At 32.6% G+C, this 11801-nt stretch carries 12 protein-coding genes and 1 pseudogene; 7 read left to right on the top strand and 6 right to left on the bottom strand.

Annotation, left to right across the window (positions count from 1 at the left end; genetic code table 11):
• Together B2X73_RS03900 and B2X73_RS03905 are read left to right on the top strand one after the other, a co-directional pair.
• Positions 1-403: pseudogene (locus tag B2X73_RS03900) on the top strand (SusC/RagA family TonB-linked outer membrane protein); the annotation flags it as partial.
• Positions 404-418: 15 nt separating this feature from the next.
• A complete protein-coding gene (locus B2X73_RS03905; RefSeq protein WP_286494932.1) occupies positions 419-1903 on the top strand; it encodes a RagB/SusD family nutrient uptake outer membrane protein in 1485 nt (494 codons plus the stop codon).
• A 154-nt stretch (positions 1904-2057) separates the two neighbouring features.
• Here the strand turns inward: B2X73_RS03905 and B2X73_RS03910 are convergent, their stop codons facing one another.
• Together B2X73_RS03910 and B2X73_RS03915 are read right to left on the bottom strand one after the other, a co-directional pair.
• Entirely contained in the window at positions 2058-2456 is a 399-nt protein-coding gene (locus tag B2X73_RS03910; protein WP_286495291.1) for a DUF4296 domain-containing protein, read from the bottom strand.
• Positions 2453-3175, bottom strand: a complete 723-nt coding sequence (locus B2X73_RS03915) for a polyprenol monophosphomannose synthase (protein WP_280037302.1) — start codon at positions 3173-3175, stop codon at positions 2453-2455. Before B2X73_RS03915 ends, B2X73_RS03910 begins: the two co-directional genes overlap by 4 nt.
• A gap of 66 nt (positions 3176-3241) precedes the next feature.
• On the opposite strand from B2X73_RS03915, the gene B2X73_RS03920 reads away from it, so the two are divergent.
• Genes B2X73_RS03920 through recJ form a run of 3 tightly spaced genes read left to right on the top strand, consistent with a single transcriptional unit; the run spans position 3242 to position 6422 of the window.
• Positions 3242-3916, top strand: a complete 675-nt coding sequence (locus tag B2X73_RS03920) for a DUF4271 domain-containing protein (protein ID WP_221854394.1) — start codon at positions 3242-3244, stop codon at positions 3914-3916.
• 7 nt (positions 3917-3923) lie between these two features.
• The gene (locus tag B2X73_RS03925) at positions 3924-4673 is read left to right on the top strand and encodes a uroporphyrinogen-III synthase (protein ID WP_019974792.1); all 750 of its coding nucleotides are present in this window, start codon (positions 3924-3926) and stop codon (positions 4671-4673) included.
• 48 nt (positions 4674-4721) lie between these two features.
• Complete coding sequence (gene recJ / locus B2X73_RS03930) at positions 4722-6422, top strand: single-stranded-DNA-specific exonuclease RecJ (RefSeq protein ID WP_221854393.1); 1701 nt, start codon at positions 4722-4724, stop codon at positions 6420-6422.
• On the opposite strand, the gene rsmI is transcribed toward recJ, so the two are convergent.
• From rsmI to B2X73_RS03950, 4 genes are all read right to left on the bottom strand, one after another.
• Positions 6419-7093 (bottom strand): 16S rRNA (cytidine(1402)-2'-O)-methyltransferase, encoded by a 675-nt coding sequence (gene rsmI / locus B2X73_RS03935; RefSeq protein ID WP_221854392.1) that lies wholly within the window; start codon positions 7091-7093, stop codon positions 6419-6421. The genes recJ and rsmI overlap by 4 nt on opposite strands.
• A gap of 60 nt (positions 7094-7153) precedes the next feature.
• Positions 7154-7648: a DUF4252 domain-containing protein gene (locus tag B2X73_RS03940; RefSeq protein WP_038336746.1), complete on the bottom strand. Its 495-nt coding sequence runs from the start codon at positions 7646-7648 to the stop codon at positions 7154-7156.
• Positions 7649-7709: 61 nt separating this feature from the next.
• The gene (locus B2X73_RS03945) at positions 7710-7991 is read right to left on the bottom strand and encodes a hypothetical protein (RefSeq protein WP_219034042.1); all 282 of its coding nucleotides are present in this window, start codon (positions 7989-7991) and stop codon (positions 7710-7712) included.
• On the bottom strand, positions 7991-9727 hold the full coding sequence (locus B2X73_RS03950) for a 1-deoxy-D-xylulose-5-phosphate synthase (protein ID WP_291047966.1): 1737 nt from the start codon (positions 9725-9727) through the stop codon (positions 7991-7993). The genes B2X73_RS03945 and B2X73_RS03950 overlap by 1 nt, the downstream gene beginning before the upstream one ends.
• Before the next feature lie 71 nt (positions 9728-9798).
• On the opposite strand from B2X73_RS03950, the gene B2X73_RS03955 reads away from it, so the two are divergent.
• Entirely contained in the window at positions 9799-10377 is a 579-nt protein-coding gene (locus B2X73_RS03955) for a DUF3109 family protein (protein WP_219034044.1), read from the top strand.
• Between the two features lie 13 nt (positions 10378-10390).
• The coding region (locus B2X73_RS03960; RefSeq protein ID WP_291095787.1) for a DUF6909 family protein at positions 10391-11801 on the top strand (1411 nt) is incomplete at its 3' end.

Raw genomic sequence — 11801 nt, forward strand, 5'->3', positions numbered from 1 at the left:
AGGAAAAACATATGATAGTAATTATGCGTTATTAATGAGTTCTTATCCACAAGGACAAGCAATTAGTACAGATATGTTATCAGCTTGGAAAAGTCCAGGAGATGTTACAAATGTGCCAATTATGAGTACTGCGAATACAACAAATGCTTCTGCTGCTTCGTCAAGATGGTTGGTTAGTTCAGATTATTTAACAATCAAAACAGTACAATTAGGTTACAATTTCGATAAACGAGCAATTGAAGGAATTGGTTTAAGCAATTTGAAAGTTTATGTTTCTGGTGAGAATTTATATTCTTGGACCGCAAGACAAGGTTTAGAACCAGCGCAGTCATTCAACGGTACAACAACTTATCGTTACACTCCGTCTCGAACAGTAAGTTTAGGACTAAATGTTTCTTTCTAAAAAAATGAATTTACAATGAAAAAGATAAAATTATTACTAGTAGTTATTGGATTATCATCATTTTCGTTATCATCATGTAATGATGATTATTTAGATGTTGTTCCGACATCCTCAGTAAGTGATCAAACAATTTATTCTACAGCAGATAACTTAATGGCTGCAATAAATGGAATGCATAGAAATATGTATGTTAGACAAAATGAATCTCAAGGTAATAATGGTTATACAGCACAACTGATTATTACAGATGTAATGGGAGAAGATGTTGTATTTCCTTCTACTGGAAATGGCTGGTTTGTAAGTGAATTAAGATGGATTTCTCAAAGCAACAATTCTTCTACAACTTCATCTTATCCTTGGACATTTTGGTACGAAATGATCAAAAATGCTAATAACATTATTACATACGGAGATGATGCATCGGGAGATCAGGATATAAAAGATCAAGCTATTGGAGAAGCCTATGCTTACCGTGCATTTGGATATTTTCAATTAGTTCAGTTGTATGGTAAAAGATATGTAGCAGGTGCCGCAAATTCTGATTTAGGAGTTGTTTTAAGAGATGATCCAAAAGATGTTGATCCAAAAACGCGTGCAACTGTACAAGAAGTTTATACTGAAATTTGGAATGATTTAGCCAAAGCAGAAACTTATTTAACAGGAAAAAAAGCGTCTAATGCTTCACATTTTTCGATCGAAAATGTAAAAGGTATTATGGCAAGAGTTGCTTTGGTTCAGCAAGATTATGCAAAAGCTGCTGAATATGCTAACGAGGTAAAATCACAATTTTCGTTAATGTCACAAACGCAATACAAAGCTGGGTTTAATGATTATTCAAATCCAGAATGGATGTGGGGCGTAACAATTCAAGAAGATCAATCCGACTATTTCGGAAATTTCCATGCTTATATGTCTCGAAATTACAATTCATCTCAAATTCGTACTGCTCCAAAAGTGATGAATACCAATTTGTACAATGCTTTTCCAACAACAGATGTTCGTACGCAAGTTGTGGATCCGACAGGAAAGCATACAAGTTTAGATTTACCGTCTAACTATTCACTATTTGCATATACATCTCAAAAATTTTTAGCACAAAGTACATCAAGTTCTTTAGGAGATGTACCGTTTATGCGTGTGGCAGAAATGTATTTGATAGAAGCAGAAGCGTTATATAAATTAGGAAAAGAAACAGAATCTAAAGCAGTATTAACAACTTTAGAAAAAGCAAGGGATACATCTTTCACAGGATTTACAACTTCTGGGGATGCATATTATCAACAGATTTTACTGAATAGACGAATCGAATTATGGGGAGAAGGATTTAGATTCTTCGATTTAAAACGATTAGGTCAAAAATTAGATCGTACAGGAGCAAATCACAATGCAACTGTTATTAACAACGTTTATACAATAGAGCCAACAGATTTAAAATGGCAATGGATAATTCCTGTCGCTGAAATCAATTCGAATCCGTTGTGTGAACAGAATCCATCGTGATAACATTTTTTATATATATCTTCTCCTCATAGAGAAATATAACATTTTTAGAGGTTTTCCATTTGGAAAGCCTCGATTTTATTTAAAAAAAAATTATGTATACTAAAATATAGTAAACAAAAAAAAACTCAAGTGATTCACTTGAGGGTTTTTGTTATTTTTCTGCTTTTATGGTATTATTTAAGCTATTCTTTTGATTTTTTTGACGCTCTTTTTCTTCGTCAGATAATTTATCTTCAAGATTTATTTTCACATCATTCAGCATTTCTTTGAATTTTTCAGGTTGCATCATATAATATTTGTAACTCTCAGAAAATTGATGAAATGTGATATCATAATTTTTCATAATATCTACCGCATCTTTTGCTAAATCGATACTTTGATCTTGATTTTGAATAGGAAACATCTGCAATCCTTGTTGACTAATATATAAATCAGTAAGAATATCAATCATTTCAGATTTACCGATGAGATCTTTTGGTTTGTCGTAATTTTTTGGTGCGCAACTAAAAATACTCAAAAAAATCAGTGATAAAAAGATCAAGTTTTTCATAATTTGCCAAATATTTTTCTTAATCGTAACGAAATTACACCAAAAACGGCTTCTCCAATAATATCAGAACTAATTTTTGATTCGCCTAAAGTTCTGTCTGTAAATATAATTGGAACTTCTTTTAGTGTAAATTTTTTAATCCAAGTTTTGTACTTCATTTCAATCTGAAATCCATACCCTTTGAATTGTATTTTATCCAAATCCAGAGACTTCAACACGTTTGCTCTATAACCAACAAACCCTGCTGTAGCATCATGAACAGGTAATCGCGTGATGATGCTCACATATTTCGACGCAAAATAAGACAATAAAACTCTGTTCATTGGCCAATTCACAACATTTACACCATTAGAATAGCGTGAGCCAATAGCTAAATCGGCACCATCTGCTAAAGCTTGGTATAAGCGAGGTAAATCATTTGGATTATGCGAAAAATCGGCATCCATTTCGAAAATATATTCGTATTTATTTGCTAAAGCCCACTTAAATCCATGTACATAAGCGCGTCCTAAACCATCTTTTGTGGTACGAATTTCTAAATGCAAACGTCCATTAAACTCAGGAATCAAACGTTTTACAATATCATTCGTTCCGTCTGGAGAACTGTCGTCAACAATAAGCACATCAAATGCTCCGTCAACAGCCAAAGCTGCACGAATAATGGCTTCTATGTTTTCTTTTTCGTTATAGGTCGGGATAATAACTAATTTGTCCGACATAAATATTATTTTGTGGGCATAAAGATAGTTATAAGATTGTTAGTCTTTTGTATTTTTGAAAAAATTATGAAAACAAACGATTTAATCTCGATAGGAAAAAATACACTTGGCAATGATACTGTTCTTATTGCTTTGACGGTGTGTTTGTTATTGGTTTGTGCAGCAAAATACTTGTTTGCGAAAAATTTCAAAACGCTAGATAATAAAACCGAATACATGAGTTTTACAGATGATAATACGACGTTATTTAGTTTTATTGTCAATGGTGTGACGGTTTTACTGATAAGTTTGTTGTTGGTTTCGTATTTTGATATTACGTATAATCATATTCCAAATTTTAAGTTTTATTATCTTTCACGTGTCGGAATTACCTTTGGTTTAATCAGTTTGATTATGCTCTTTAGGTTGATGATTGAGGTAATTTTTTATCGTGTTTTCTACGAATCTAGTTCTGTTTCATATTTTATGAAAAGTTCGAGTTTTGTTAATGCAAAAAATGTTTTACTCTTACTTATTATTTGTTTTTTGTTTTTTTACACACAAATTAACAAAGATTACTTGATGGTGATTGGCTTTATTTTGTTGTTTTTGAATAGAATATTCGAAATTTATCATATATATGCAAAACAAATAAGTGACAATAAATCAGTTTGGTATTATAATATTTTGTACCTTTGCACCCTAGAAATTTTACCTATAATGGTATTAGCAAAACTATTAATTGTAGGTAAAGTAATCTAAAATTACTATGAAAGTTAAATCAATATTAGTATCTCAACCTAAGCCTCAGGCAGAAAACTCGCCATACTACGAGATTGAAAAAAGAAATAAAATCAAAATTGATTTTAGACCATTTATCCAAGTTGTCGGAATAGACGCTAAAGAAGTAAGACAACAAAAAATTGACTTTAGCAAAGTGACTGCTGTAATTTTTACAAGTAGAAACGCTATTGATCATTTTTTTCGTTTAGCAGAAGAAATGCGCTTTACTGTTCCTGACTCTATGAAATATTTTTGCGAATCAGAAGCAATTGCATTCTATTTACAGAAATACATTGTTTACAGAAAACGTAAAATTTATATTGGAGAAAAAGTTTTTGCGGATATGGTGCCTTTATTTAAAAAGCACAAAGACGAAAACTTCTTATTACCAGCATCTGATGTTTTAAAACCAAATGTTCCTACTTTATTAGATAGTTTAGGATTAACTTGGCAAAAAGCAACTTTGTTTAGAACTGTATCGAGTGATTTATCTGATTTGTCTGATGTAAAATACGATATTTTAGTATTCTTTACACCTTCAGGAATCAAATCATTATTTGAAAATTTCCCAGATTTCGTGCAAGAAAATACAAGAATTGCCGTTTTCGGAAAATCGACAGTAGATCAAGCAAAAGAGATGGGATTACGTGTAGACATTGAGGTGCCAACACCACAAACGCCTTCAATGACAATGGCGTTAGATAAATACGTGAAAGAAGCAAATAAATCAAAATAATATTCGCTTTACCCTTCTCTCTAATTAAAAAATATGTAAATTAAAGAGATGGAAAAAAGATGGGAAATAAAAGAACAGCCCAATACTGAAGTTGTTAAGGATTTAAGAGAATCGCTTAACATATCTGAGGTGCTTGCTATTTTATTAGTCCAACGTGGAATTACGAATTTTGCTCAAGCCAAATCGTATTTTAATCCATCCTTAGACGAATTGCATGATCCTTTTTTGATGAAAGGAATGTCTGATGCGGTTTCACGTATCAAAAATGCAATTGATGATGAAGAAAATATCTTAATATTTGGAGACTACGATGTAGATGGAACGACAGCTGTAACTTTGTTTTACGAATTTCTGACTTCTATCTACTCGAAAGTCTTTTTTTATATTCCAGACCGAAATAATGAAGGTTATGGAATCTCTCAACAAAGTATAGAATTCGCTGTACAAAATAATATTTCACTTGTTATTGCTTTAGACTGTGGGATTAAAGCACACGAAGAAATAAAATATGCACAATCAAAAGGCATAGATTATATTATTTGTGATCACCATTTACCAGATCGTTCTGTGCCAAAAGCGTACGCTGTTTTAGATCCGAAACAAAAAGGTTGTCGCTATCCTTACAAAGATTTGAGCGGTTGTGGCGTTGGGTTTAAATTGGTACAAGCTTATACCGAGAAATTTAATCTTCCGAAAGAAAATCTTTTATCTCTTTTAGATTTAGTTGCAGTAAGTATTGCGGCTGATATTGTTCCGATTACAGGAGAAAATCGTGTATTGGCTTTTGCTGGTTTGAAACGATTAAATTCAGAACCTCGTTTAGCTTTTCAGCAATTAATTCCGACTAATATTAAAAATAATGTCAATATTTCGAATGTTGTTTTTTCTATTGCGCCAAAAATTAATGCTGCAGGTCGTATAAAACACGGTTCGGAAGCGGTTCGTTTTATGTTGAGTACAGATGAAGAGGATTGCCGTAAATATTTGAATGATATAAATTCATTAAATAATGAACGCAAAACCTTGGATCTTGATATGACACATGATGCACTTTTTCAACTGGATCAAATTAATACCAAAGAAAAATATTCGACCATTGTTTACGATGCTTCTTGGAATAAAGGAGTAATCGGAATTGTTGCTTCTCGTTTGGTCGATTTGTATTATAAACCAACCATTGTTTGCACGAAGAATAATGAAGGCGAAATTGTATGTTCGGCTCGCTCTATTCAAGAGTTTGACATACATTCGGCAATCGAAAAAAACAAAGATTTGTTAACACAGTTTGGTGGACATATGGCTGCTGCTGGTTTGGCAATGAAAGAAGAAAACTTTGAAGAATTCAAGATTAGATTTGATCAAACAGTGAAAGAAATGTCGAATGGAAAACATTTTACGCCATCAATTTTGATCGATAAAGAGATTTCTTTTAAGGATATGACACGTTCTTTCTTGGAATCGGTGATGCGAATGGCGCCTTTTGGACCAGATAATATGAATCCTGTTTTTATTTCGAAGGATTTATTAGCAACGGATTTCCGATTAGTTGGTAAAGAACACGCGCGTTTGTACGTACATCAGCGAGATACACGTATTACGTTTCCTGCAATTGGTTTCAAATTAGGGAAATTTGGACCAAAATTAGAGAAAGGACAATCGTTTGATATGGTTTACACAATCGGAATGAATTATTGGCAAGGAAAAGGAACTTGGCAATTGAATATCAAAGATATTCGCTTCAACGATTAATGATGTCCTTCTATAACCAAAACCATTTCACCTTTTAAATTTCTTTTTTCAGCTATTTCGGCTAATTCAGTTAATGTTCCGCGTAAAGTTTCTTCAAATTTTTTCGAGATTTCGCGTGATAAACTTGCTTTGCGTTCAGCTCCAAAAGCTTCGGCTAAATCTTTTAATGTGCGTCCAATTTTATGTGGAGATTCGTAGAAAATCATCGTTTTCTTTTCTTCTACTAATGAATCTAATTTCGATTTTCGACCTTTTTTCACAGGTAAAAATCCAACAAAAGTAAATTCATTATTTGGTAATCCAGAAACAACTAATGCAGGAACAAAAGCGGTTGCACCTGGTAAACATTCGATTACGATATTATTTGCTACACATTCTTTTGCTAATAAATAACCTGGATCAGAAATACCTGGAGTTCCGGCATCAGTAATAATCGAAATGATTTGACCATCTTTTAGCTGACGAATAATATCTTCAGTTGCTTGATGCTCATTGTGCATATGGTAGCTACGCATTGGAGTAGAAATTTCGAAATGTTTCAGTAAAATACCACTATTTCGCGTGTCTTCTGCCAAAATCACATCCGATTCTTTTAGCACATCAACCGCTCTAAATGTCATATCTCCCAAATTTCCGATTGGCGTCGGAACCAAATATAATTTTCCACTCATGCGACAAAGTTACAAAGTAATTTCAAAAGAAAAAGCCAGCAAATTAGCTGGCTTCCTATATTATTTCAAAATATCTGCTAAATCTGCAATATCTTCAGCCGAAACTTTGTCCAAAATTTTGTCTAAATCTGTTCTAGGAATATCTAATTTCGAATCGATAACCAATACATTTCGTAAACCGTTAATTCCAAAAATCATTTTCTTAACTCGTCCGCCATCTTCTTGTAATGAAATGTTCAAACGGCTGTCTTTCGCTTTGAATTTTACTAAGTTCTCATATTTTTCACCACGCATAGATGACTGCAAATCATTCATGATTCTTTTTTGCTTTCCTTGTCCAGCATCTGAAACAACAAAAACTTTAGCCGATTTTAAATAATTAAATAAATCTGTTCCACCAGCTTTTCCAGCTAATTTCAACGCAAAAGAAGGTAAAGGAATTACAGTAGATTGATTATCATATTTTTTGTAGAATTCTTGCATGTTGCTTGTTGTACCGCAAGATTGCAATGTTAACAATACTGCTATAAAAGATAAACCGATTATTTTTTTCATTGTTGTTGTGTTTATAAATTAGAAAAAGCTATTACAACTCTCGTACCGAAAATTATTAAGTTTAAAAATATTCAATAATTCCTAAAACCAAATAGACAATTGAAGAAATTATCAGGAAAAATCCTATTATAATTCCACCTATTAATCGATTATAAGCTAAAACTTTAAAACCGTCTTTTAAATGGTCTAATTTATTTTCTCTTTTTACTGCATAATCAATTCCAAATTTAGGTTTCGATTTTTTATTTTTATAATATGGATAATAGAAAGGAGATATAAATATTAACATTCCTAGACCTAATAAAAAACCAACTAAAGCTTTTTCTAAATACTCATTTTCCATTACAAATAACTTTTTATCATTTCCAAAATTGATTCATCATCCAAACCAACGATTTCTTCTAATTCGGTAATCGAAGCGTGTTCGATAAATTCGTCTGGATAACCGTTGATTGTAATATTTCCTTTGTAATGTATTGAATTCAGAAACTCTAAAATTCCACTTCCAAAACCTCCTTTTTTAATCCCATCTTCAAAAGTTAGTATGGTAGAATATTTCAACGAAATAGCTTTTAAACGAGATTCATCTAAAGGTTTGATAAAAGGAAAATCAATCAAAGCAACTTTATCTTGAAGATGATTTTGGATGATAATTTCTTCGATTCGAGAACTAATCAATCCAGTCGAAAGAATTGCTAATTGATTTCCTTCAAAAATAATTTCAGATTTACCGATTTCTATTTTTTCGACTTTAGAATTACTTGTTTGGATATTATTTTTTGGATAACGAATTGCAAAAGGACGAGTTGTAAACTGTGCTGTATACAATAGATTTTTGAAATCTTTTTCGTTTCGAGGCGAAGACACAATCATATTTGGAATTTCGCGTAAATATGCTATATCAAAATAACCATGATGCGTTGCGCCATCTGTACCAACGAATCCTGCACGATCAATACAAAACACAACTGGTAGATTCTGTAACGCTACATCGTGTATCACTTGGTCGTAGGCACGTTGTAAAAATGTCGAATAAATCATACAATACGGAATGGTGTTTTGCGTCGCCAGACCAGCTGCAAACGTTACCGCATGTTGTTCTGTAATTCCGACATCAAAAACTCGTTTTGGGAAATCTTGATGACATTTTACTAAATTGCTTCCTGTTAACATAGCAGGCGTTATGGCTACAATTTGTGAATTATTTTCAAGTAATTGATGCATGGTTTTTCCAAAAACATCTTGATACGATTTTTCTTTTTTCTTCGATTTTATTTCACCCGTTTCTTTATCGAACAAACCAGGAGCATGCCATTTTACTTGATCGATTTCGGCTTGTTCGTAACCTTTTCCTTTTGTTGTTTTGATGTGTAAAACTTTTGGACCTCTGATTGAATCAGCTTTATTGAAAGCATTCAGTAATTCATCAAAGTTGTGCCCATCAATTGTTCCGATGAAATTTAAACCAAAATTGGTAAAGATATTTTCGGATTGATTTTCTAATGATTTAAAATGTTTTTTCAAACCACCAACCGAAGGATCAATTCCGATATCATTATCATTCAAAATCACTAAAACATCCAAATCTGTCGATCCAAGGTGATTCAATGCTTCTAAACTCATTCCAGAAGTAATTGATGCGTCACCAATAATTGCAATATGTTTTCTATTGATTTGATTGATTTTATCTGCTGTTGCCATCCCAACAATTGCTGAAATAGATGTAGAAGAATGTCCCGTTCCAAATGTATCAAACTCACTTTCTGTACGCGTTGGAAAACCAGAAATACCATCTTTCTGACGAAGAGAATCGAAAATTTGTTGACGACCAGTCAAAATTTTATGTGGATAACATTGATGACCTACATCCCAAATCAACAAATCTTTAGGTGTATTGTAGTGATAATGTAATGCAATCGTTAATTCAATCACACCCAAACTAGCACCTAAATGTCCTGGTTTTACACTCAAAGTATCCAAAATAAACTCGCGCATCTCGTGAGCTAAAGCAGTTAATTGAGACGCTTCAAAAGTCCTAAGTTCCTTAGGATGATTGATTTTTGAAAGTAGATTATCCATTATTCTTTTACAAAATTACATTTTTCTGAGGAATTTTCCGTACCTTTGCATGTTACAAAATTTAATGTAACATGTTCCAAATAGGAAAAACCCTTGTATCTGAAGAACTACTAAATGAAGATTTTGTTTGTAATCTTAACAAATGTAAAGGGATTTGTTGTGTAGAAGGTGACGCAGGAGCGCCTTTGAATGATGACGAACTAACTGTATTAGACGATATTTATGAAGATGTAAAACCTTATTTGCGTCCCGAAGGAATTGCGGTGATTGAGCAAGAAGGTAAATACACAATGGATACTGACGGTGATTGGGTAACTCCATTAGTCAATAATCGCGAATGCGCCTATTTAGTTTTCGAAGAAAATGGTTTTTCAAAATGCGGTATTGAAAAAGCATACGAAGACGGAAAGGTCGATTATAAAAAACCAATTTCTTGTCATTTGTATCCAGTTCGTGTTAAGGAATATTCAAATTTCACTTCTGTGAACTATGATGTATGGGATATCTGCTCAGATGCTTGTACCTTAGGAAAAGAATTGAAAGTGAATGTTGCAACATTTGCAAAAGATTCGTTGGTCCGAAAATTTGGACAAGAATGGTACGATGAATTAATGGACATTCAACAAGAATTAAACAACCAAAAAAAGTAAAAAAAAAATTATTATGTCAATAACAAGAGCAAGAAGATCTACTGACGCTATTGAAAGATTATATATCTCTATGCGTCATTTATTTCATAGAGGAGTGTACCGTCCATCTGGTGCACCTGGAAAAATATTAAGAAATTTATTATTCGAAATTAATCCTGAAATCTACGGATCAATGACAGATCCAAACAAAGTAGAATTAAGTGGATTAATGTATGTTTTAGATCGTTTACCAGAAGGAATTGTAGAAACGCCATATGTGTCTTTTACATCTGACGAAGGCTATGATCGTTCTATTTTTACACCAATTATTCCTGCAAAACGTCGTCGTTTTTGTTATAGAATTGATGATGACCAGATGAATATCGAAATTTCTCGCGGTCGTTCTGACATTTATGATGTGTTAACGCACTTAACGTTTTTATATAACGAAGCGGATAAAATCAGAAATAGAGCATTTAGTAACGAAACACTTTCTAAAAGTAGAGCGTGGGAATTTATCGAAAATGTTGCATTTAATGAAGTTGAAATTTCTCGAAAAGAACGCGAAGTTGCTTTGATGCATTTATCGACGATTTTAGGAAGAACATTTGAAGAAACACAAGAAATTCATCATTATTTCAGTAAAGCAGACGACAAAGATTATTTTTTCCGTGTAGTTTATTGGATGGGCTATACTAGCCAACAAGATCGTATCGGAACAAAGAAACGTGAAATTACATTTACGTCAACTTTACGTGAATCGATTGGTCATCATATGATTGGAGAAAAATGGGCGAATGAAATCAAACGTGTATTATTCGAAAATAATCTTCAAGATAAAAACATTCACATTATTTCTGCTAATATGCATAGTGTGTCTAACATGTTGTATGCCTATGATGGATTAAAAAGAAAATACAAAAATGATGGTGTAGAAATTTACGAAGATTTGAGTGCGGCAAACAACAAAATGTTGCGTGATTCGTTAAATGAATACACTCAACAAAATGGTTTAGTTTACATCAAAGATCAATCAGGAACAAATATCGATGTTCAGATTATTGATTTATCTAAAGTAAACATTGCCAATTCTGCGTTTTCTTATGCAAAAGATAAGAACAATGAGGTGATTATTGTAATGGATTATGCCTTTGGTGAGCAAGCATTTGAGGCGATGGATGAGTTGTTGAAACCATACAAAGTAGGAGATGTAAAATTCAAAATGAATGTAAAATCTGTTGCGATTATGGGTAAAGCTGGTATTCTTGAAGGAATAAAAGGTGATATAATGATTGCTACAGCGCATGTTTTCGAAGGAACAACAGATAATTATGTTTTTGATAACGAATTAACCGCTGCAGATTTCGAAGGACAAGGTTTAGGTGTTTACGAAGGACCAATGATTTCGGTTTTAGGAACATCATTACAAAATAAAGACGTTTTAG

The organism is Empedobacter sp. UBA7252 (assembly GCF_002472765.1).
Classification (GTDB): domain Bacteria; phylum Bacteroidota; class Bacteroidia; order Flavobacteriales; family Weeksellaceae; genus Empedobacter; species Empedobacter falsenii_B.

Bases quoted from the DNA above. Each gene is read 5' to 3' on its own strand.
- B2X73_RS03905 (WP_286494932.1), top strand. From the start codon at position 419: ATGAAAAAGATAAAATTATTACTAGTAGTTATTGGATTATCATCATTT.
- B2X73_RS03910 (WP_286495291.1), bottom strand. From the start codon at position 2,456: ATGAAAAACTTGATCTTTTTATCACTGATTTTTTTGAGTATTTTTAGT.
- B2X73_RS03915 (WP_280037302.1), bottom strand. From the start codon at position 3,175: ATGTCGGACAAATTAGTTATTATCCCGACCTATAACGAAAAAGAAAAC.
- B2X73_RS03920 (WP_221854394.1), top strand. From the start codon at position 3,242: ATGAAAACAAACGATTTAATCTCGATAGGAAAAAATACACTTGGCAAT.
- B2X73_RS03925 (WP_019974792.1), top strand. From the start codon at position 3,924: ATGAAAGTTAAATCAATATTAGTATCTCAACCTAAGCCTCAGGCAGAA.
- recJ (WP_221854393.1), top strand. From the start codon at position 4,722: ATGGAAAAAAGATGGGAAATAAAAGAACAGCCCAATACTGAAGTTGTT.
- rsmI (WP_221854392.1), bottom strand. From the start codon at position 7,093: ATGAGTGGAAAATTATATTTGGTTCCGACGCCAATCGGAAATTTGGGA.
- B2X73_RS03940 (WP_038336746.1), bottom strand. From the start codon at position 7,648: ATGAAAAAAATAATCGGTTTATCTTTTATAGCAGTATTGTTAACATTG.
- B2X73_RS03945 (WP_219034042.1), bottom strand. From the start codon at position 7,991: ATGGAAAATGAGTATTTAGAAAAAGCTTTAGTTGGTTTTTTATTAGGT.
- B2X73_RS03950 (WP_291047966.1), bottom strand. From the start codon at position 9,727: ATGGATAATCTACTTTCAAAAATCAATCATCCTAAGGAACTTAGGACT.
- B2X73_RS03955 (WP_219034044.1), top strand. From the start codon at position 9,799: ATGTTCCAAATAGGAAAAACCCTTGTATCTGAAGAACTACTAAATGAA.